Annotated in this window: 18 protein-coding genes; 2 read left to right on the top strand and 16 right to left on the bottom strand. The window is 65.0% G+C overall.

The window, feature by feature from the left end:
* The first annotated feature begins 21 nt into the window (after window positions 1–21).
* The gene (gene mltB, locus KU887_RS05290) at window positions 22–1,365 is read left to right on the top strand and encodes a lytic murein transglycosylase B (RefSeq protein ID WP_077021933.1); all 1,344 of its coding nucleotides are present in this window, start codon (window positions 22–24) and stop codon (window positions 1,363–1,365) included.
* Window positions 1,366–1,442: 77 nt separating this feature from the next.
* Here mltB and cysM read toward each other — a convergent pair whose 3' ends face one another.
* The 16 genes from cysM to gyrA form a co-directional block, all read right to left on the bottom strand.
* Window positions 1,443–2,345 (bottom strand): cysteine synthase CysM, encoded by a 903-nt coding sequence (cysM, locus tag KU887_RS05285; protein ID WP_012492863.1) that lies wholly within the window; start codon window positions 2,343–2,345, stop codon window positions 1,443–1,445.
* Window positions 2,346–2,554: 209 nt separating this feature from the next.
* Window positions 2,555–2,860: a helix-hairpin-helix domain-containing protein gene (locus tag KU887_RS05280; RefSeq protein ID WP_060266629.1), complete on the bottom strand. Its 306-nt coding sequence runs from the start codon at window positions 2,858–2,860 to the stop codon at window positions 2,555–2,557.
* Window positions 2,861–2,933: 73 nt separating this feature from the next.
* Window positions 2,934–3,926 (bottom strand): ADP-glyceromanno-heptose 6-epimerase, encoded by a 993-nt coding sequence (gene rfaD, locus KU887_RS05275; RefSeq protein ID WP_006496538.1) that lies wholly within the window; start codon window positions 3,924–3,926, stop codon window positions 2,934–2,936.
* A 64-nt stretch (window positions 3,927–3,990) separates the two neighbouring features.
* Entirely contained in the window at window positions 3,991–4,941 is a 951-nt protein-coding gene (gene rfaE1 / locus KU887_RS05270; protein ID WP_006486931.1) for a D-glycero-beta-D-manno-heptose-7-phosphate kinase, read from the bottom strand.
* A 7-nt stretch (window positions 4,942–4,948) separates the two neighbouring features.
* Entirely contained in the window at window positions 4,949–6,349 is a 1,401-nt protein-coding gene (locus KU887_RS05265) for a UDP-glucose/GDP-mannose dehydrogenase family protein (protein ID WP_034200853.1), read from the bottom strand.
* 90 nt (window positions 6,350–6,439) lie between these two features.
* Window positions 6,440–7,612, bottom strand: coding sequence for a lipopolysaccharide assembly protein LapB (gene lapB / locus KU887_RS05260; protein ID WP_006496539.1), 1,173 nt, complete (start codon window positions 7,610–7,612; stop codon window positions 6,440–6,442).
* Window positions 7,613–7,665: 53 nt separating this feature from the next.
* Window positions 7,666–7,959, bottom strand: a complete 294-nt coding sequence (locus KU887_RS05255; protein WP_006486935.1) for a lipopolysaccharide assembly protein LapA domain-containing protein — start codon at window positions 7,957–7,959, stop codon at window positions 7,666–7,668.
* A 210-nt stretch (window positions 7,960–8,169) separates the two neighbouring features.
* Window positions 8,170–8,493, bottom strand: coding sequence for an integration host factor subunit beta (locus tag KU887_RS05250; protein WP_006486894.1), 324 nt, complete (start codon window positions 8,491–8,493; stop codon window positions 8,170–8,172).
* 22 nt (window positions 8,494–8,515) lie between these two features.
* On the bottom strand, window positions 8,516–10,228 hold the full coding sequence (gene rpsA, locus KU887_RS05245; protein ID WP_012492864.1) for a 30S ribosomal protein S1: 1,713 nt from the start codon (window positions 10,226–10,228) through the stop codon (window positions 8,516–8,518).
* A gap of 142 nt (window positions 10,229–10,370) precedes the next feature.
* Window positions 10,371–11,057, bottom strand: coding sequence for a (d)CMP kinase (gene cmk, locus KU887_RS05240; RefSeq protein WP_258254980.1), 687 nt, complete (start codon window positions 11,055–11,057; stop codon window positions 10,371–10,373).
* A 13-nt stretch (window positions 11,058–11,070) separates the two neighbouring features.
* Window positions 11,071–12,375, bottom strand: coding sequence for a 3-phosphoshikimate 1-carboxyvinyltransferase (aroA, locus tag KU887_RS05235; RefSeq protein ID WP_006496541.1), 1,305 nt, complete (start codon window positions 12,373–12,375; stop codon window positions 11,071–11,073).
* Between the two features lie 13 nt (window positions 12,376–12,388).
* Complete coding sequence (locus KU887_RS05230) at window positions 12,389–13,315, bottom strand: prephenate dehydrogenase/arogenate dehydrogenase family protein (RefSeq protein ID WP_006496542.1); 927 nt, start codon at window positions 13,313–13,315, stop codon at window positions 12,389–12,391.
* Window positions 13,316–13,500: 185 nt separating this feature from the next.
* On the bottom strand, window positions 13,501–14,583 hold the full coding sequence (gene pheA / locus KU887_RS05225; protein WP_027807564.1) for a prephenate dehydratase: 1,083 nt from the start codon (window positions 14,581–14,583) through the stop codon (window positions 13,501–13,503).
* Between the two features lie 33 nt (window positions 14,584–14,616).
* A complete protein-coding gene (gene serC / locus KU887_RS05220) occupies window positions 14,617–15,699 on the bottom strand; it encodes a 3-phosphoserine/phosphohydroxythreonine transaminase (protein ID WP_258254976.1) in 1,083 nt (360 codons plus the stop codon).
* Window positions 15,700–15,854: 155 nt separating this feature from the next.
* Complete coding sequence (locus tag KU887_RS05215; RefSeq protein ID WP_006486966.1) at window positions 15,855–16,454, bottom strand: DUF2059 domain-containing protein; 600 nt, start codon at window positions 16,452–16,454, stop codon at window positions 15,855–15,857.
* Window positions 16,455–16,537: 83 nt separating this feature from the next.
* Window positions 16,538–19,141: a DNA gyrase subunit A gene (gene gyrA / locus KU887_RS05210; protein ID WP_012492866.1), complete on the bottom strand. Its 2,604-nt coding sequence runs from the start codon at window positions 19,139–19,141 to the stop codon at window positions 16,538–16,540.
* A gap of 541 nt (window positions 19,142–19,682) precedes the next feature.
* On the opposite strand from gyrA, the gene ompA reads away from it, so the two are divergent.
* Window positions 19,683–20,351: an outer membrane protein OmpA gene (ompA, locus tag KU887_RS05205; RefSeq protein WP_006476579.1), complete on the top strand. Its 669-nt coding sequence runs from the start codon at window positions 19,683–19,685 to the stop codon at window positions 20,349–20,351.
* The last annotated feature ends 126 nt before the right edge of the window (window positions 20,352–20,477 follow it).

Below are 20,477 nucleotides of genomic sequence, written 5' to 3'. Positions count from 1 at the left end.
ATGCGCCGCAGGTCTCCCTCAATGATGTCCATCGTCTGCCGCGAATTCGCCGCTAACTTACCACAACGGGGGCCAGCTTCGTCCCGGCGCGCCGGATGCGTCGGGTATACTGCGCCGAACACCATCGCCCTGTCCGCCCGCTTCGACATGAATTCCAGCAAGCCTGCCGCCCTTCTCTCCGCGCTGTTCCGTGTTCGCGCTCCGCTCGTCGTCGCTGCCATCGCCGCGGCCCTCGGCACCGCGCCTGCCATGGCGCAGACGCAGCCTGCGAAGTCCGCCGGCACGCTCGTCGCCCAGGCCCAGCCGCAGCAGCCGACACCGCAAGGTCAGACCTTCGAAGAGGAAATCGTTCCACAGCGTTACGCGAGCAACGCGAAGGTCGACGCGTTCATCGACGAGATGGTGAGTCGCAACGGCTTCGATTCGGCGAGCCTGCATGCGCTGTTCTCGCGCGTCAGCTACTCGGCGACGGCCGTCAAGCTCGTGAGGCCGGCCCCGTCGCCGACGGTCAAGAACTGGCGCGTGTATCGCTCGCGCTTCATCGAGCCGATCCGCATCAACGCGGGCGTGAAGTTCTGGAAGGCGAACCAGGCGACGCTGCAGCGCGCATCCGAGCAGTTCGGCGTGCCGCCCGAGGTGATCGTCGGCATCATCGGCGTCGAGACCATCTACGGCCGCTACATGGGCAATTTCCGCGTGCTCGACGCGCTGACGACGCTCACGTTCGACTACCCGGACACGCCGAATCGCGACAGCCGCCAGGCAACCTTCCGCAAGAACCTCGAAGACTTCCTGGTCTGGACCCGCGACAACCAGCTCGACCCGACCACCGTGCTCGGCTCGTACACCGGCGCGATCGGGATTCCGCAGTTCCTGCCGAGCAGCATCCGCGAATATGCGGTCGACTTCGACGGCACGGGCCATGTCGATCTGCGCAGCAGTCCTGTCGATGCGATCGGCAGTGTCGCGAACTACCTGAAGCAGCACGGCTGGGAAACCGACCGCCCGGTGGTCTGGCAGATCACGCCCGACACGGGCAGCCTGGGCATCGCACAGGCCGCCGCCGACGGCCAGCCCGAACCGCACTGGGCGCTGTCGCAACTGCTGCGCGCGGGCATGACGCTGAACGAGCCGACGGTCAACATCACGACCGAAGCCGGCACGCCGGTGACCGTGGTCGACCTGCCGACGCCGGGGCGCGCGACCGAATACATGCTCGGCCTGAAGAACTTCTATGTGCTGACGCGCTACAACCGCAGCTTCTTCTACGCGCTCACCGTGTACCAGCTCGGCGAGGCCGTGAAAGCGCAGATGGAAGCGAGCGGCGCGCTGCAGCCCGCCGCTGGCGAGGCTCAGTCGCAATAAGCGCCGGCCAGCCAAAGAAAAAGCGCCGCACGAGCGGCGCTTTTTTTATCGCGGCGCGAATCGCGCCTCTCTCTCGCTCAAGCCGGAAACACGCCCGTGGACAGGTAACGGTCGCCGCGATCGCAGACGATGAACACGATCGTCGCATTCTCGACCTGACGCGCGATGCGCATCGCGACTTCGCATGCGCCGCCCGATGAAATCCCCGCGAAGATGCCTTCGACCGCCGCGAGCCGGCGCGCCATCGTTTCCGCCGCGGCCTGGCTCACGTTTTCGACGCGATCGACGCGACTGCGATCGAAGATGGTCGGCATGTAGGCTTCCGGCCACTTGCGAATGCCCGGAATACGCGAGCCGTCTTCCGGCTGCGCACCGACGATCTCGATCGCCGCATTCTGCTCCTTCAGGTAGCGCGACGTGCCCATGATCGTGCCCGTCGTGCCCATGGCGGACACGAAGTGCGTGACGCGTCCTTCGGTATCGCGCCAGATCTCCGGCCCCGTTGCTTCGTAGTGCGCGATCGGATTGTCGGGGTTGCCGAACTGGTCGAGGATCACGCCCTTGCCTTCGCGCTGCATCTGCTCCGCGAGGTCGCGCGCCAGTTCCATCCCGCCCTTCACCGGCGTCAGGATGATTTCAGCACCATAAGCCGCCATGCTCTGGCGGCGCTCGACCGACAGATCCTCCGGCATGATCAGCACCATCTTGTAGCCGCGGATTGCCGCGGCCATCGCGAGCGCGATGCCTGTGTTGCCGCTCGTCGCCTCGATCAGCGTATCGCCCGGCTTGATGCGCCCGCGCGCCTCGGCCTTGCTGATCATCGACAGCGCCGGGCGATCCTTCACGGAACCGGCCGGATTGTTGCCCTCGAGCTTCGCGAGCACCACGTTGTTGCGAGCGCGAATCTCGTCGTCCGGCAGGCGGACCAGTTGCACGAGCGGCGTATTGCCGATCGTGTCTTCGATAGTTTTGTAAGCCATGGGTATACCGTGAGTACGAGGCCGATCAATCGATCGATTGTAAACCAGCACCGGCACGCGCGCCGGCAACCCCATTGCGCCGATGGAATACGCGTGCCGCGGTTCGTGATCGCCCCGCACGCCGCCCCACGCAAAAAACCCGCGGCATGCCGCGGGAAGCCGTCGCAACGACGGCGACTGAAGGAGCGCTTTGTCGGTTGCGTGACGCGTTATTTCTGCGCGGTGCGGGCCGGTGCGACAGCAGGCTTCGCTGCCGCCGCACCGATCGTCAAGCCTTCCTGCTGAAGCCGCTCGACGGTGTGCCCGCCCATGCCTTTCACACGCTTGGCGAGATCGTCCGCATTCCTGAACGGACCGCGTGCGCCGCGCTCGTCGAGAATCGCCTTCGCGCGTGCGGGGCCGATGCCCTTGATGCCGACGAGCGCATCCTCGTTCGCGGTGTTGACGTCGACGGCCGCCCAGGCCGACGCTACTGCGCCGAGCATGACCGCTGCGGCAAACCATTTCCTGAACATGTGCTGGATCTCCGAAGAAAACGGCCGGCGGCTGCCGACCGTGAGACCCAGTCTATCGATGCAACGCGCCGGTTTAAACCTGGCCGGATAGCCAACGCACGTAACGATCGACGCCTTCCTGCACGGTCAGGAACGGTGCGTCGTAGCCAGCCGCGCGCAGTTTCGTCTGGTCGGCCTGCGTGAAGCACTGGTACTTGCCGCGCAGCGCATCGGGGAACGGCACGTACTCGATCAACCCTTGCTCGACCTGCTGCGCGAGCGTCAGCGGCGGCTGGTTGTCGAGCGCGCGCAACGTGTTCACGACCGTCGAAGCGATATCGTTGAACGGCTGCGCCCGGCCCGTGCCGAGATTGAAGATGCCCGACTTCTCCGGATGGTCGAAGAAGAACAGATTCACCTTGGTCACGTCCTCGACCGACACGAAATCGCGCGTCTGCTCGCCCGGCGCATAACCGTTGTATTCGCCGAACAGCTTCACCTTGCCTTCCGCGCGGAACTGGTTGAAGTTGTGGAACGCGACCGACGCCATGCGGCCCTTGTGCGTCTCGCGCGGGCCGTACACGTTGAAATAGCGGAAGCCCGCGATCTGGCTCTTCGCGCTCGGCAGCACGCGACGGATCACCTGGTCGAACAGGAACTTCGAATAGCCGTACACGTTCAGCGGCGCCTCGACGTCGCGCTCCTCGACGAAACGCGTCGAGCCGCCGTAGATCGCGGCCGACGATGCATACAGGAACTGCGTGCCCTGCGCGAGGCAGGTATCGAGCACCGCGCGGCTGTAGCGGAAGTTGTTGTCCATCATGTAGCGGCCGTCGGTTTCCATCGTGTCCGAACAGGCGCCTTCATGAAATACCGCGCGTACCTTGCCGAAATCGCCGCGCGCAAAGCGCTCGACGAATTCGGTCTTGTCGAGATAGTCGTCGATCTCGCAATCGACGAGATTGCGAAACTTGTCTGCGCGGGTCAGGTTGTCGACCGCGATGATGCGCGTCTCGCCGCGCTCGTTGAGCGCCTTGACGATGTTCGCGCCGATAAAACCGGCTGCGCCGGTGACGATGAGGGTCATGATCGTCCTGCCTGAAAAGTGCGAGCCCGCTCGGGCGACGCGCTCGTCGCGCCGCCGAATGCGCTCAGTGAAACAGTTCGTCGTAATCCACCGTGGCCGTGCCGAGCTTGCCGACCACGATGCCTGCCGCGCGATTCGCAAGCACCACCGCGTCGACGAGCGGCACCCCGGCGCCGAGCATCGTCGCGACCGTCGCGATCACGGTGTCGCCCGCGCCCGACACGTCGAACACTTCGCGCGCGAGCGCCGGCGCATGCAGTTCGCCGCCGGCGGAAAAGAGCGTCATGCCCTCTTCCGAACGGGTGAGCAACAGTGCGTCGATGTCGAGCTCCGCACGCAGATTCGCGACGCGCGCGCGCAGGTCGTCTTCCGATTTCCACTGCCCGACCACCTCGCGCAGTTCCGCGCGATTCGGCGTGATCAGCGATGCGCCGCGATAGCGTGCCCAGTCGTCGCCCTTCGGGTCGACCAGCACCGCCTTGCCCGCCGCACGCGCCTTCTCGATCATCGTCGTGACGTGCGTGAGGCCGCCTTTGGCGTAATCCGACATGAGCACGACGTCGTGCTGCGGCAGCAGCACATCGAAGCGCGCGAGCCCCGCAAGCAATACCTCATGCGTCGGCATCGCCTCGAAGTCGACGCGCAGCAGTTGCTGTTGGCGCGCGAGCACGCGCAGCTTGATCGTGGTCGGCAGCGCCGGATCGCGCTCGAGATGCGGCGTCACGCCGCTGCTGCCGAGCAACTCGACGATCCGCTCGCCGGGTTCGTCGCAACCGACGACGCACAGCAGCCCGGCCTGGCCGCCGAGCGTCACGGCATTGCGCGCGACGTTGGCCGCACCGCCGAGCCGCTCCTCCTGACGCTGCACGTGCACGACCGGCACCGGCGCCTCAGGCGAAATGCGGTCGACGTTGCCGAACCAGTAACGGTCGAGCATCACGTCGCCGACGACGAGCACACGCGAGCGCGCGAGTTGCTCGCGCGGCACCGGAACGACTTCGCGAAGAGTATTCATCGTAGGTTCAGCCACGGGAGGACAACTGGGGATCGACATACGGCCGGCCGATCGCGTAGTAGTCGATGCCCAGCTCGGCCATCGCATCCGGCTCGTACAGGTTGCGCCCGTCGAAGATCACCGGTGCCTTCAGCTCCGCCTTCAGGCGCGTGAAATCTGGGCTGCGGAATTCCTTCCATTCGGTCACGATCACGAGTGCATCCGCACCGGTGACCGCGACGTCCTGCGTATCGACGAGATGCAGCCGCGCCAGTGCGTCCGCATCGTCGCCGAAATCCAGCGCGAACACGCGGCGCGCTTCGTCGACTGCGACCGGATCGTAGGCGCGCACGGTCGCGCCGCGTTCGAGCAGCGCGGCGATCAGGCGACGGCTCGGCGCTTCGCGCATGTCGTCGGTGTTCGGCTTGAACGCGAGGCCCCAGACCGCGAATTCGCGGCCCGTCAGGTCGGCGCCGAAGCGCTGCTCGATCTTGCCGATCAGCACGTCCTTCTGCGCATGGTTGGCGGCCTCGACGGCCTCCAGGATACGCAGCGGCTGGCCGTTCTCGCCTGCGGTGCGGATCAGCGCCTGCACGTCCTTCGGGAAGCACGAGCCGCCGTAGCCGACGCCGGCATACAGGAAGTGATAGCCGATGCGCGGATCGGAGCCGATCCCGCGGCGCACGGCCTCGATGTCGGCGCCGACCTTGTCGGCGAGATTCGACATTTCGTTCATGAACGAGATGCGCGTCGCGAGCATCGCGTTCGCCGCATACTTCGCGAATTCCGCCGAACGCACGTCCATGTAGATCGTGCGCTCGTGGTTGCGGTTGAACGGCGCGTAGAGCTTCTTCATCTTCTCGCGCGCGATCGTGCCGGTTTCGTCGTCGTCGACGCCGATGATGATCCGGTCGGGGCGCATGAAGTCCTCGACCGCGGCGCCTTCCTTCAGGAACTCCGGGTTCGACACGACCGAGAAGCGGTGCGCGACGCTGCCCGCGAGCCCGCGTGCCGCAAGCGCTTCGTCGACCACGCCGCGCACGCGCTGCGCGGTGCCGACCGGCACCGTCGACTTGTCGACGATCACCTTGAAGCCCGTCATGTGGCGGCCGATGTTGCGCGCGGCCTCGAGCACGTATTGCAGGTCGGCCGAGCCGTCCTCGTCGGGCGGCGTGCCGACCGCGATGAACTGGATCTCGCCATGCGCGACGCTCGCCTCGATGTCGGTCGAGAAGCGCAGGCGCCCCGCCGTGCGGTTGCGCGCGATGATGTCCAGCAGCCCCGGTTCGTGAATCGGCATCCCGCCGTTGTTCAGGATGTCGATCTTGCGCGGATCGACGTCGAGACAGAAGACGTCGTGACCGATCTCCGCGAGGCAGGCGCCCGTGACGAGACCGACATAGCCGGTGCCGATGATGGTGATTTTCATAGATGTTCCGGTACTTCCCGGTAATGGACTAACTTGGCCGCCGGGACGAGCCCGGCGGCAACCGCAGCGCGTTGGCTCCGCGTGCCGGGATCAGCCCGGCATCGCAGGTTCGACGCGGCGCGGCGCATAGGTTTCCCAGCCGCTGCATCCGGGGCACTGCCAGTAGAAGAGCCGTGCCCGGAAACCGCAATTCTGGCACGTATACCGTGGCAGATTTTTCGTGCGCTGCTTGATCAGCGCACGCATCATTTCAAGTTCCTTACGACGCGGTTCGTCGGCCGCCGCGATCTGCGCATCGAGCAGATGCAGCATCCCCGACAGGTTCGGCGACTTTTCCATCTGCGTGCGCGCGAGCGTGTGGGCCGCATCCTGGCCGCGCAATCCGGCGATATGCTGATAGGCGATATCGAGCAGGTCGTTCGACGGATATCGATCGACGTACCCCATCAGCAATTCCGCGCCCTCGACGTTCTTGCCAAGCGCGACGTACGCCTTCATCAGCTTGTCCGCGACGAGCGGCAGATACGCCGGATTCTGCGCTTCGACGCGCTTCCAGTGCTCGATTGCGGCCGCGTGATCGCCCGCCGCCTCGGCCGCGTCGCCGGACAGGACCGTCGCCCGGACGTTCTGCGGATTCACCGTCAGCGCGAGGCGCAACTGTTCGGCCGCCGCGGCGGCGTTCTTGCGCTGCAGCGCGTCCTGCGCGAGTTCGCAGTGGAACTGCGCAATTTCGGTGCCGAGCGGCTTGTCGCTCATCGATTCGATGCGCCTCGCGGTATCGATCGACTTGTTCCAGTCCTTCTCGATCTCGTAGATCGTCAGCAGCGCCCGCTGTGCGCCAAGCGCGTAGTCGCCGTCGGCGAGCTTGTGGAACGCCTCTTCGGCGCGATCGAGCAGGCCGGCTTTCAGGAAATCCTGGCCGAGCTCGTACAGCGCGTGGTCGCGCTCGTTGACCGGCAGATCGGTGCGGCTCAGCAGGTTCTGGTGCACGCGGATCGCGCGATCGGTCTCGCCGCGACGGCGAAACAGGTTGCCGAGCGCGAAGTGCAACTCGACCGTTTCGGGATCGAGCTTGGCCACCTCGATGAACGCATCGATCGCCTTGTCGGGTTGTTCGTTCAACAGAAAATTCAGGCCGCGAAAATACGAGCGCGGCAGGTTGGCACTCTCCGACAGGAGATTCTTCAGGTCATAGCGTGACGCCGCCCACCCGAGCGCGAACGCGACCGGAATCGCGAGCAACCACCAGAAATCCAGATCCATGCGAAATATCGAAGCAGAGACGAAAACCGCGCGATGATCGCGCGGCGTCCGTGTTAAATGACGGGCGGCATCGGCGGCTGATCGATGACGGCAGGCGTTTCGCGCGCCGCACGCAGATCGCGCTTCAAACGCCCGTTCTCGATGCGCAGCCGGAAGATCGAAGGCAGCGCGGACAGCAGGCCGGCCAGCAGCCCCACGGCGAAGAATGCCAGGCCGATCAGGATCAGCGGCGCTTGCCATGCGTAGCCGGCAACGAAATTCAGCGTCGCGGTTTGTGTATTGGCCAGCGCAAGCACCAGCAGCAGGACGAACACCAATACCCGGATCAGCCAGACGATAAACTTCATGAAGCCCTCTCTTTGTTGAGGTTTGCCGCGGCGCGCGACTCCCCTTCGTCGCACCGAATCGACCCGTATTGTAAAGGAAGCGTTTCCGCGGCTGCGCAGATCCTGTGCGCCACGTTGCGCGTCAGGTTGCCGGAAATGAAAAAAGCGCCCGCAAGGGGCGCTTTTCTTTTCAGCCTTCGCCGGACAGGTTCCGGGCAAACCGAACGACGCTCAACGCTCGTCGTCCGGATCGTCAGCCTTCAGCGGTTCACCGGCGCGGCCGTCGACGCGTTCACGCAATTCCTTGCCAGGCTTGAAGTGCGGCACGAACTTCTCGGGCACCTGCACTTTCTCCCCCGACTTCGGGTTGCGTCCGACGCGCGCCGGGCGACGATTGAGGCCAAAGCTGCCGAAACCCCGAATTTCAATGCGATGCCCTTTCGCCAGGGCGTCGGACATCGCATCGAGCATCGTTTTCACCGCGAAATCCGCATCCTTGAGGACAAGTTGCGGAAATCGCGATGCCAGCTGCGCGACCAACTCGGATTTGGTCATACTTCAGCAGACCTCGTAAGGCTTACTGGTTCTGGCCGTCGAGCTTCGCCTTCAGCAGCGCGCCGAGGTTGGTCGTACCGGTCGCAGCAGCGCTGGAGTCCGACTGCAGGCCGCGGATCGCTTCCTGTTGTTCAGCCGAATCCTTCGCCTTGATCGACAGGTTGATGCCGCGCGACTTGCGATCGATGTTGATCACCATCGCGTTGACCTTGTCGCCTTCCTTCAGCACGTTGCGTGCGTCTTCGACGCGATCCTGCGAGATTTCCGACGCACGCAGGTAGCCTTCGACGTCGCCCGTCAGCGTGACGACCGCACCCTTCGCATCGACCGTCTTCACGACGCCGTCGACGATCGAGCCCTTGTCGTTCATTGCAACGTAGTTGCTGAACGGGTCGCCTTCGAGCTGCTTGATGCCGAGCGAAATGCGCTCCTTCTCGACGTCGATACCGAGCACGATTGCTTCGACTTCGTCGCCCTTCTTGTACTTGCGAACGGCTTCTTCGCCGGCTTCGCTCCACGACAGGTCCGACAGGTGGACCAGGCCGTCGATGCCGCCCGGCAGACCGATGAACACGCCGAAGTCGGTGATCGACTTGATTGCGCCCGTGATCTTGTCGCCCTTCTTGAAGTTGCGGCTGAAGTCATCCCACGGATTCGGCTTGCACTGCTTCATGCCGAGGCTGATACGACGACGGTCTTCGTCGATCTCGAGGACCATGACTTCGACTTCGTCGCCCAGCTGGACAACCTTCGACGGCGCAACGTTCTTGTTGGTCCAGTCCATTTCCGACACGTGGACGAGGCCTTCGATGCCCGATTCCACTTCGACGAATGCGCCGTAGTCGGTGATGTTCGTGACCTTGCCGAACAGGCGCGTGCCCGACGGGTAACGGCGCGAGATGCCTTCCCACGGATCGTCGCCCAGTTGCTTGATGCCCAGCGAGACGCGGTTCTTCTCTTGGTCGAACTTGAGGATCTTCGCGGTGACTTCCTGGCCAACCGACAGGACTTCGCTCGGGTGACGCACACGACGCCATGCGATGTCGGTGATGTGCAGCAGGCCGTCGATGCCGCCGAGGTCGACGAATGCGCCGTAGTCGGTGATGTTCTTGACCACGCCGTTGACGATCGCGCCTTCCTTCAGCGTCTCGAGCAGCTTCGCGCGCTCTTCGCCCTGGGTTGCTTCGATCACTGCACGACGCGACAGCACGACGTTGTTACGCTTGCGATCGAGCTTGATCACGCGGAACTCGAGCGTCTTGCCTTCGTACGGGGTCGTGTCCTTGACCGGACGCGTGTCGACCAGCGAACCCGGCAGGAACGCGCGGATGCCGTTGACCATCACGGTCATGCCGCCCTTCACCTTGCCGGTGATCGTGCCGGTGACGAGCTCGTTGTTGTCGAGCGCCTTTTCCAGCGACAGCCACGATGCAAGGCGCTTCGCCTTGTCGCGCGACAGGATCGTGTCGCCGTAGCCGTTTTCGAGTGCGTCGATCGCGACGGACACGAAATCGCCCGACTGCACCTCAACCTCGCCCTGATCGTTCAGGAATTCCTCGATCGGAATGTAAGCCTCGGACTTCAGGCCTGCATTGACGACCACGAAGTTGTGGTCGACGCGCACGACTTCGGCGGAAATCACTTCGCCGGCGCGCATGTCTTGGCGGGTCAGCGACTCTTCGAACAGAGCCGCAAAGGATTCGGTATTCGGGTTGGAGGTTTGCAGGTCGGACATAAAAATCTGATTGTGCATGGCTCGCTGTGCCACGCCGGCCGGAATGGCAGGCTGAAAGGGCCAGATCGAGGACCACACGGGGTTAAGGGTTCGAAACACGCTCCGCGCTTGCGACGCGGAGCACCTACCGCTGCCCGCCTACTCAGGCGGGCTGGCCGAGCGCCCGGTACCATTGCAGCACCTGATCGACGGCTTCATCGACCGAAAGTGCCGACGTATCGAGCAGCTTGGCATCTGCCGCAGGCTTCAGCGGCGCGGCCGCGCGATTGCTGTCGCGCGCGTCACGTTCACGAAGATCCCGGAGCAAGTCATCCATATTAGCAGAAAAACCTTTTTGCATCAATTGCTTATGCCGCCTGGTCGCGCGCGCCTCGGCGCTGGCCGTCAGGAACACCTTCAGCACGGCGTCCGGGAAGATCACGGTGCCCATGTCGCGCCCGTCCGCCACGAGGCCCGGCGTCTTGCGGAACGCGCGCTGGCGCGCGACGAGCGCGGCGCGCACGGGGCCGTGCACGGCAATGGCCGACGCGCGGTTGCCGACCGCTTCGGCGCGAATGTCGTTCGACACGTCGACGCCGTCGAGTTGCGCGCACCCCTCACGGAACGTGATGTGCAGATCGTCGATCAGCTTCACGAGCGCGTCGATGTCCTCCGCCGCGATGCCGTAGCGCACGCTCGCGAGCGCCGCGAGCCGGTACAGCGCGCCGCTGTCGAGCAGGTGGAAGCCAAGGTGCGCGGCGACGAGCGCCGCGACGGTGCCCTTGCCAGAAGCGGTCGGGCCGTCGATCGTGATGACGGGAGTCGGGTGAAAGGGTCGGGTCGATTTCATCGGAACAGTCGGGTCAGGCTTTGGCGAGCGCGGCGAAGCGGTCGAAATAGTCGGGGAACGTCTTGCCGACGCACTTCGGATCGTTGATCCGCACGGGCACGCCGCCCAGGCTGACGAGCGAGAAGCACATCGCCATCCGGTGATCGTCGTACGTATCGATCGCCGCGTTCGGCGTGAGCTTGGCCGGCGGCGTGACGACGAGATAGTCGGGGCCTTCCTCGACGATCGCGCCGACCTTGCGCAGCTCGGTCGCCATCGCGGCGATGCGGTCCGTCTCCTTCACGCGCCAGCTCGCGATGTTGCGCAGCGTGCTCGTGCCGTTCGCGAACAGCGCCGCGACCGCGATGGTCATCGCGGCGTCGGGAATCAGGTTGAAGTCCATGTCGATCGGCTCGAGCTTGCCGTGATCGTGGCCGATGCCGCGCACGTCGATCCAGTCGTCGCCCATCGTCACGTTCGCGCCCATCTGCATCAGCGCATTCGCGAAGCCGACGTCGCCCTGGATGCTCGCGCGCCCCACGCCCTCGACCCGCAGCGGGCCGCCGCCGAGCGCGCCGGCCGCGAGGAAGTACGATGCGGACGACGCGTCGCCCTCGACCATGATCCGCCCCGGCGAGCGGTAGCGGACACCGGTCGGCACCACGAAGCGCTGCCAGCCGTCGCGTTCGACGGTCACGCCGAAGCGCGCCATCAGCCGGATCGTGATATCGATGTACGGCTTCGAGATCAGTTCGCCATCGACTTCGACGACGGTCCGGCCGTCCTTCGCCTTCACGAGCGGCAGCGTCATCAGGAGCGCGGTGAGGAACTGGCTCGACACGTCGCCGCGCACGCGGATCGGCGCATCGACCGAAATCGTCGCCGGCTTGATCCGCAGCGGCGGGTAGCCTTCGTTCAGCTCGTAATCGATCTGCGCGCCGATCTGGCGCAGGCCGTCGACGAGATCGCCGATCGGCCGCTCGTGCATGCGTGGCACGCCGTGCACGCGGTAGTCGCCGCCGTTCACCGCGAGTGCGGCGGTCAGCGGCCGCACGGCCGTGCCCGCGTTGCCGAGGAACAGGTCGGCCGTCTTCGCGGTGAACGCGCCGCGCGTGCCGGTGACGACACAGGTGTCGCCGTCGCGCGCGAGCTTCACGCCGAGCTTGCCGAGCGCGTCGAGCATCACGCGCGTGTCGTCGGAGTCGAGCAGGTTGGTGATCGTCGTTTCGCCTTCGGCGAGCGCCGCGAGCAGCAGCACGCGGTTCGAAATGCTTTTCGAGCCGGGCAGGCGCACGGTGCCCGATGCGCTGGAGTACGGGCCGAGATCGAGGTAGTCCATGGGAATCGTCCTGTTATTTCTTGACCGGTTCGGCAGCGGGCGCGCCGCCGCGTTCCTGCCATGCCTTGCGTGCGGCGCGCGAGCGCGTGAAGACGGCTTCGAGCGCCGCGCCGTCGCCGGCGTCGATCGCCGCGCGCAACCGCGTGAGCACGCGCGTGTAGCCGTCGAGTTCGTCGAGCAGCGCCGCGCGGTTCGCGACGCACACGTCGCGCCACATTTCCGGGCTCGACGCCGCGATGCGCGTGAAATCGCGGAAACCACCGGCCGCGTACGAGAATTTCAGTTCCGCGTCGGCCTCGCCGAGAATCTGCTCGACGAGCGCGAACGACAACACGTGCGGCAGATGGCTGATCGACGCGAATACGCGATCGTGCTGCTCGGTGCTCATCGTGCGCACGTCGGCGCCGGTCGCGCGCCACATCGCGTCGATCCGGGCCACCGCTTCGGGCGCGTTCTCCGGCAGCGGACACAGCACGACGTTGCGACCGACGTAGAGGTCCGGCAACGCAGCCTCGACCCCGCTCGATTCGCGCCCCGCGATCGGGTGACCGGGCACGAACTGCGCGATCCGCGCGCCGAGCGCGTCCCGCGCGGCCGCGACGACATCGGACTTGGTGCTGCCGGCATCGGTGACGATCGTCGCGCCGTCGAGCCACGGCGCGATGCGCGCGAGCAACGGGCCCGTCTGCGCGACGGGCGCGGCCAGCAAGACGAGATCGGCGCCGGCGAGCGCGTCGCGCAACTGCGCGTCGTCGTCGAGTGCCGCCGCGCGATCGATCACGCCGAGCGACAGCGCGCGCTCGACCGATGCGCGCGAGCGGCCCACGCCGACGATCTCGCCCGCGCCGCCCGGCGCGCGCTCGCGCAGCGCGCGGGCCAGCGATCCGCCGATCAGGCCGACGCCGAAGATGACCAGTTTGTTGAATGCAAAGCCTGACACGACAAGAGCCAAGTTACGCGCACGAAACGACGCCCGCACGCGGAATTCCAGATTCCGGGCACCGGGCCAGCACCCGGCGCAGCCTGCACCGGATACCGCCCGAACCCGCCTTCGGCAGCGCCGACCGGCCTGCCCTGCCCGCCCGGCCACCACGCCTGCGCGAGCAGGCGACGGGCCGCCGCGCATCAGCGTGCGCGCGGATACGAACCGAGTACCTTCAGGAACGCGGCCTTCTGGCCGAGTTCCGCCAGCGCGGCCGCCACCGCCGCATCGTCGCGGTGCCCTTCGATGTCGATGTAGAAGTAGTACTCCCACGTGCCGACGCGCGCCGGACGCGACTCGAAGCGGGTCATCGACACGCCATGCCGCGCGAGCGGCTCGAGCAGCTTGAACACGGCGCCCGGCTCGTTCTTCACCGACACGATCAGCGACGTCTGGTCGTGACCGCTCTGGCCGGCCGGCTGCTTGCCGATGATCACGAAGCGCGTGCGGTTGTGCGGATCGTCCTGGATCAGCGAGAACGCGATCTGCAGGCCGTAATGCGCGGCTGCGCGGTCGCCTGCGATCGCGGCGACGGTCGGATCGGCCGCCGCGAGGCGCGCGGCCTCCGCGTTGCTCGCCACGGCCTGCCGCTCGAGCTGCGGCGCATTCGCCGCGAGCCACTGCTGGCATTGCGCAAGCGCCTGCGCATGCGCGCAGACACGCTTCACCCCGTCGAGCGTGCCGCTCTGCGTGAGCAGGTTGTGATGGATGGGCAGCGCGAGCTCGCCGCTGATCAGCAGTTGAGTCTGCAGCAGCAGGTCGAGCGTGCGCGATACGGCGCCTTCGGTCGAATTCTCGACCGGCGCGATGCCGAATGCCGACGCACCGGCCTCGACCGAGCGGAACACCTCGTCGATCGATGGGCAGGGCAGCCCTTCGATCGACTGGCCGAAATACTCGAACATCGCCTGTTCGCTATACGTGCCGACCGGCCCGAGGAACGCGACGTGGATCGTCTGCTCGAGCGCGCGGCTCGCCGCCATGATCTCGCGCCAGATGGCGCTGATGTGCTCGCTCGCGAGCGGCCCGGCGCTCATGTCCTGCAGCCGCGCGATCACCTGCAGCTCGCGCTCCGGCCGGAACACCGGCGCGTTGAAATGCTTCTTGACCTCGCCCACCTCGAGCGCCACCGCGGCGCGCTGGTTCAGGAGCGCGATCAGCTGCGCGTCGATCGCGTCGATGCGGTCGCGCAGCGGTTTCAGGCGGGAATTCAGTTCGTCGTCCATGCGTTTTGCCGTGCTGTTTGAACAGCGCCGCCGTCAGGCGCCGCGCTGCTCGAAGTCCTTCATGTACTCGACGAGCGCCTTCACGCCCTCGAGCGGCACCGCGTTGTAGATCGACGCCCGCATGCCGCCGACGGACTTGTGGCCCTTCAGCTGCAGCAGCCCGCGCGCCTTTGCGCCGGCAAGGAAGTCTTCGTTGCGCGTTTCGTCGGCCAGGAAAAACGGCACGTTCATCCGCGAACGTGCTGCCGGCTCGACCTTGTTCAGATAGAAGCTGCTCGCGTCGATCGTGTCGTAGAGCAGCTTCGATTTTTCGATGTTGCGGGCCTCGATCGCCTCAAGGCCGCCCTGCCGCTTCAGCCACTGGAACACGAGGCCCGCGATGTAGATCGCGTAGGTGGGCGGCGTGTTGTACAGCGAGTTGTTCGCGGCGATGGTCTTCCATTCGAATGCGGACGGGCAGATCGACAGCGCGCGATCGAGCAGATCCTCGCGCACGATCACGACCGTCACGCCGGCCATCCCGATGTTCTTCTGCGCGCCGCCGAACAGCACGCCGTACTTCGCGACATCCATCGGGCGCGACAGGATGTGCGACGAGACATCGGCGACCAGCGGCACGTCGCCGAGATCCGGGATCTCGAACGTCTCGACGCCGTCGATCGTCTCGTTGGTGCACAGGTGCACGTAGGCCGGATCGTCCGACAGCTGCCATTCGGCGCGCGCGGGCGCACGCGTGAAGCCGGCCTCCGTCTTGCCGCTCGCGGCCAGATGCGGCGTGCAGAACTTCTTCGCCTCGCCGAACGATTTCTGCGACCACGAACCCGTCACGACGAAGTCGGCCGTGTTGCGCGCGCCGAGCAGGTTCATCGGCACGATCGCGTTTTCCGCGATGCCTCCGCCTTGCAGGAACAGGATCCGGTGGCTCGCCGGCACGCCGAGCAGGTCGCGCAGGTCGGTCAGCGCGGCCTCGTGGATCGACATGAATTCCTTGCCGCGATGGCTCATCTCCATCACGCTCATGCCGCTGCCATGCCAGTCGAGCATTTCGTCGGCGGCCTGCCGCAGCACTTCCTCGGGCATCGCCGCAGGGCCGGCGGAGAAATTAAAGACGCGCATCGTGAAAACCTCGGGAGGGACGCGACCGGCTTGCCGCCGGCAAAACGCGCCAGAAAAGAAATGGCCGCTTGCGCTCGCGCGCAAACGGCCATTATCGCACTGTCGTCAGGCTCCCGCCAAACCCGGCCGAACGGCCGGGGGCGCGCCCGGACAGCTTACTTGCCCGGCTTGACTGCTGCGACTTCCTTGTCAGCCTGCGTACGCGTTGCCTGGATCGCTTGCGGCATGTACTTCTGCATCAGGCCGTTGACCACGTCGCGACCGACCTGATCCTGAACCTGGATGAACTTGCGGCCCGTCGGGCTCTTGTAGAACGTCGTCAGATCCTTGATCTCCGACGTGCTGTAGTACTTCGCGTATGCGTCGTACTGAGCCGACATCGCGTCGCTCTGGAACTGTTGCGTACCGAACACCTTGCCTGCGCCGTCGACCAGCTTCGGCACCGCGTTCTTCTGCAGCGTCGGAACGGCAGCCTGCTTCTGCTTGTCGTTCAGCGTCTTGTTTTCCGACAGCGCGTCCGACAGGATGGCCGGCACGAGTTGCTTGGCCTGCATTTCGGCGCTGTTGCCGATTGCCGACACGAGCTTCGGCGCGTCGATCGCGTCGAGCAGATCCTTGATCGCCGCCTTCTTGTCGGCGTCGATCGGCGCAGCTGCCGCCGGTGCAGCCGGTGCGGAATTCGACAGCGCCTGCGCCATCGCGAACGTCGGCACCAGTGCAGCCAGCAGGACCAGTTGCTTGAATTGCTTTTGCATCATCACTCCCTTTTGGAAATATGAATGGTTGCTCGCCGGCCGCGGCGCTTTTCGCCCGCGGCGGCCAGAGTCTCATCCGTTCTTCAGGCTTCGCCGTCCGACGCCTCGTCGGCCTCGCCCTCTCCCTCTTCGGCCTCGGCGATCTGCTGCAGGCCAGAGAGCTTGGTACCCTCATCGAGACTGATGAGTGTAACACCTTGCGTGGCGCGCCCCATCTCGCGAATCTCGGATACGCGGGTGCGAATCAACACGCCGGCCGTCGTGATCAGCATGATCTGATCCTCGGCGTCGACGAGCGTGGCAGCCACGACCTTGCCGTTGCGCTCGGACGTCTGGATCGCGATCATACCCTTCGTGCCGCGGCCATGGCGCGTGTACTCGGTGATCGGCGTGCGTTTGCCGTAGCCGTTTTCGGTAGCGGTGAGCACGGTCTGCTCCTCGCTGCCCGCGACCAGCAGCGCGATGACCTGCTGCCCGTCCTCGAGCTGCATGCCGCGCACGCCGCGCGCCTCGCGCCCCATCGGGCGCACGTCGTTCTCGTCGAAACGCACGGCCTTGCCGGAGTCCGAGAACAGCATCACGTCGTGCGCACCGTCGGTGATCGACGCGCCGATCAGGTAGTCGCCCTCGTCGAGGCCGACCGCGATGATGCCCTTCTTCATCGGGCGGCTGAACGCTTCGAGCGGCGTCTTCTTCACGGTGCCGAGCGACGTCGCCATGAAGATGAACTTGTCGGCCGAGAATTCCTTGACCGGCAGCACGACGTTGATCTTCTCGCCTTCCTGCAGCGGGAACATGTTGACGATCGGACGGCCGCGCGAGTTGCGCGAGCCTTGCGGCACCTCATAGACCTTGACCCAGTACACGCGGCCGCGGTTCGAGAAGCACAGGATGTAGTCGTGCGTGTTCGCGATGAACAGCGTCTCGATCCAGTCGTCTTCCTTCATCTGCGTCGCCTGCTTGCCGCGACCGCCGCGCTTCTGCGCGCGGTACTCGGACAGCGGCTGCGACTTCACGTAGCCCGCATGCGACATCGTGACGACCATGTCCTGCGGCGTGATCAGATCCTCGGTGTTCAGCTCGGTCGCGTTCAGCTCGATCCTCGAGCGGCGCGCGTCGCCGAATTCGGCCTTCACCGCGGTCAGCTCCTCGCCGATCATCGTCGTGATCCGCTCGGGGCGCGCGAGGATGTCCAGCAGGTCGGCGATCTGCGCCATCACGTCGCGGTACTCGCCGATGATCTTGTCCTGCTCGAGGCCGGTCAGGCGCTGCAGGCGCATCTGCAGGATTTCCTGCGCCTGCGTGTCGGACAGGCGGTACAGCCCGTCGGCCTGCATCCCGAACGCCGGGTTCAGGCCTTCCGGACGGTACGCGGAACGGCCGCCGGCCGCCGCGTTCTCGCTCTCGGCGCGCGTCAGCATCTCGCGCACGAGCGACGAATCCCACGGCTTGGCCATCAGTTCCTGCTTCGCGATCGGCGGCGTCGGCGCGGCCTTGATGATCGCGATGAACTCGTCGATGTTCGCGAGCGCGACCGCGAGACCTTCGAGCACGTGGCCGCGTTCGCGGGCCTTGCGCAGTTCGTAGATCGTGCGGCGCGTCAGCACTTCGCGTCGGTGCGACAGGAAGCACTGCAGGATTTCCTTCAGGTTCAGCAGCTTCGGCTGGCCGTCGACCAGCGCGACCATGTTCATGCCGAACGTGTCCTGCAGCTGCGTCGCCTTGTACAGGTTGTTCAGCACCACTTCAGGCACTTCGCCGCGCTTGAGCTCGATCACGACACGCATGCCGCTCTTGTCGGACTCGTCGCGGATGTCGGAAATGCCTTCGAGCTTCTTCTCGTTGACGAGCTCGGCGATCCGCTCGAGCAGCGAGCGCTTGTTCACCTGGTACGGCAGCTCGTCGACGATGATCGCCATCCGCTGGCCGCGGTCGATCTCCTCGAAGTGCGTGGCCGCGCGCATCACGACGCGGCCGCGCCCGGTGCGGTAGCCGTCGCGCACGCCGGCGACGCCGTAGATGATGCCGGCCGTCGGGAAGTCCGGCGCCGGGATGATCTCGATCAGCTCGTCGATCGTCGCTTCCGGGTTGCCCAGCAGGTGCTGGCACGCGTCGACGACTTCGTTCAGGTTGTGCGGCGGGATGTTGGTCGCCATGCCGACCGCGATGCCCGACGAGCCGTTGATCAGCAGGTTCGGGATGCGCGACGGCAGGACCGACGGCTGCATTTCGTTGCCGTCGTAGTTCGGCTCGAAATCGACCGTTTCCTTGTCGATGTCGGCGAGCAGCTCGTGACCGATCTTCGCCATGCGAATTTCGGTGTAACGCATCGCCGCGGCATTGTCGCCGTCGATCGAGCCGAAGTTGCCCTGCCCGTCGATCAGCATGTAGCGCAGCGAGAAATCCTGCGCCATCCGCACGATCGTGTCGTAGACCGCGGTATCGCCGTGAGGGTGGTATTTACCGATCACGTCACCGACGATACGCGCCGACTTCTTGTACGCACGGTTCCAGTCGTTGTTCAGTTCGTGCATCGCGAACAACACGCGCCGGTGCACGGGCTTCAGGCCATCGCGGACATCAGGGAGGGCACGTCCGACGATCACGCTCATCGCGTAATCGAGATACGAACGGCGCATTTCCTCCTCTAGGGAGGTGGGCAGGGTCTCTTTGGCGAATTGATCCATGTATCCGTATCGTTTCGGAGCGAAGACGGCGAACGCCTTTCGCGTGGGCGCTGCATGCGCAACGCAACGCGAGATTCTAACATGCGCCCATCAGCCGCCAATTCGCCTTCCCCTCTATATATAAATAGCAAAAATCGCGGCCGCGACGAATCGGCCGCAATCGCATCGCACCCACGCGCGTGCGACTCGACGTCGCAGGCGATCGCATCACCGTGTTTCACGCACACGAGTAAACAACTGTACGCATTCGCGCAATTTCGCCGCCCCGCTCTTGACAATCTCTAAAAGTTACGGCAGGTCGGTGTTGCGCATGCACCACAAAGTTGAAGCGATCTTGGGGTGGGGAGGATTTTTTTTCGTAGGAAGGGAACGATATGGCAAAATGCCAACGCACTGAAAGTTAGACGCTGCTCGAAGTCTACACAGAGCGGTGCCGCGTTTTTTGTGCCGCACCAATGTTATACTTCGAGCAATGTATGACTTGTCACCGTCAACAGGCTCGCAGTAAACCTGCGGTAATCTCAATTTCGAGAGGAGAAATATGAATAAACTTTCAAAGCTCGCGTTCATTGCAGCTACCGCAGTTATGGCTGCATCCGCTTCGGCACAGTCGGTGCCGGCGTCGCGTCAAGCCGTCAATGACAACTGGGTGAACGGCACGGGCGAATGGGTGTGGATGAACGGCACGAACGAGCTCTGCTGGCGCGATGCGTTCTGGACGCCGGCCACCGCCAACGCGAAGTGCGATGGCGCACTGGTCGCCCAGGCACCGCAGCCGCCGGTCGCTCCGGTCGCTCCGGCCATCACGAGCCAGAAGATCACGTATCAAGCTGACGCACTGTTCGACTTCGACAAGGCAACGCTCAAGCCGCTGGGCAAGCAAAAGCTGGACGAACTGGCTTCGAAGATCGAAGGCATGAACACGGAAGTGGTCGTCGCAACGGGCTACACGGACCGCATCGGTTCGGACAAGTACAACGACCGTCTGTCGCTGCGCCGTGCGCAAGCCGTGAAGTCGTACCTGGTCAGCAAGGGTGTGCCGGCCAACAAGATCTACACGGAAGGCAAGGGCAAGCGCAACCCGGTTACGACTGGCTGCAACCAGAAGAACCGCAAGCAACTCATCGCCTGCCTCGCACCGGACCGCCGCGTGGAAGTCGAAGTGGTTGGTACGCAGCAAGTGCAGAAGACGACCGTTCCGGCAAACTAAGCCGCGGTTTTCGACTGCTTCAAAGCCCCGCTCCGGCGGGGCTTTTTCATTGACGCCCGTCCAGGCGCTCGCTGGCCTCGTGGTCCGCCCGCTTATATACTCGGGGCTGACGCACCGAAGCACCGC

The organism is Burkholderia sp. EMB26 (genome assembly GCF_024730645.1).
Lineage (GTDB): Bacteria > Pseudomonadota > Gammaproteobacteria > Burkholderiales > Burkholderiaceae > Burkholderia > Burkholderia cenocepacia.
Note: the sequence above shows the minus strand (reverse complement) of the source record. Positions and strands in the feature narration are given on the sequence as shown.

Excerpts from the sequence above, each read along its gene's own strand:
- mltB (WP_077021933.1), top strand. The coding sequence starts at position 22 with ATGATGTCCATCGTCTGCCGCGAATTCGCCGCTAACTTACCACAACGG.
- cysM (WP_012492863.1), bottom strand. The coding sequence starts at position 2,345 with ATGGCTTACAAAACTATCGAAGACACGATCGGCAATACGCCGCTCGTG.
- KU887_RS05280 (WP_060266629.1), bottom strand. The coding sequence starts at position 2,860 with ATGTTCAGGAAATGGTTTGCCGCAGCGGTCATGCTCGGCGCAGTAGCG.
- rfaD (WP_006496538.1), bottom strand. The coding sequence starts at position 3,926 with ATGACCCTCATCGTCACCGGCGCAGCCGGTTTTATCGGCGCGAACATC.
- rfaE1 (WP_006486931.1), bottom strand. The coding sequence starts at position 4,941 with ATGAATACTCTTCGCGAAGTCGTTCCGGTGCCGCGCGAGCAACTCGCG.
- KU887_RS05265 (WP_034200853.1), bottom strand. The coding sequence starts at position 6,349 with ATGAAAATCACCATCATCGGCACCGGCTATGTCGGTCTCGTCACGGGC.
- lapB (WP_006496539.1), bottom strand. The coding sequence starts at position 7,612 with ATGGATCTGGATTTCTGGTGGTTGCTCGCGATTCCGGTCGCGTTCGCG.
- KU887_RS05255 (WP_006486935.1), bottom strand. The coding sequence starts at position 7,959 with ATGAAGTTTATCGTCTGGCTGATCCGGGTATTGGTGTTCGTCCTGCTG.
- KU887_RS05250 (WP_006486894.1), bottom strand. The coding sequence starts at position 8,493 with ATGACCAAATCCGAGTTGGTCGCGCAGCTGGCATCGCGATTTCCGCAA.
- rpsA (WP_012492864.1), bottom strand. The coding sequence starts at position 10,228 with ATGTCCGACCTGCAAACCTCCAACCCGAATACCGAATCCTTTGCGGCT.
- cmk (WP_258254980.1), bottom strand. The coding sequence starts at position 11,057 with ATGAAATCGACCCGACCCTTTCACCCGACTCCCGTCATCACGATCGAC.
- aroA (WP_006496541.1), bottom strand. The coding sequence starts at position 12,375 with ATGGACTACCTCGATCTCGGCCCGTACTCCAGCGCATCGGGCACCGTG.
- pheA (WP_027807564.1), bottom strand. The coding sequence starts at position 14,583 with ATGGACGACGAACTGAATTCCCGCCTGAAACCGCTGCGCGACCGCATC.
- serC (WP_258254976.1), bottom strand. The coding sequence starts at position 15,699 with ATGCGCGTCTTTAATTTCTCCGCCGGCCCTGCGGCGATGCCCGAGGAA.
- KU887_RS05215 (WP_006486966.1), bottom strand. The coding sequence starts at position 16,454 with ATGCAAAAGCAATTCAAGCAACTGGTCCTGCTGGCTGCACTGGTGCCG.
- gyrA (WP_012492866.1), bottom strand. The coding sequence starts at position 19,141 with ATGGATCAATTCGCCAAAGAGACCCTGCCCACCTCCCTAGAGGAGGAA.
- ompA (WP_006476579.1), top strand. The coding sequence starts at position 19,683 with ATGAATAAACTTTCAAAGCTCGCGTTCATTGCAGCTACCGCAGTTATG.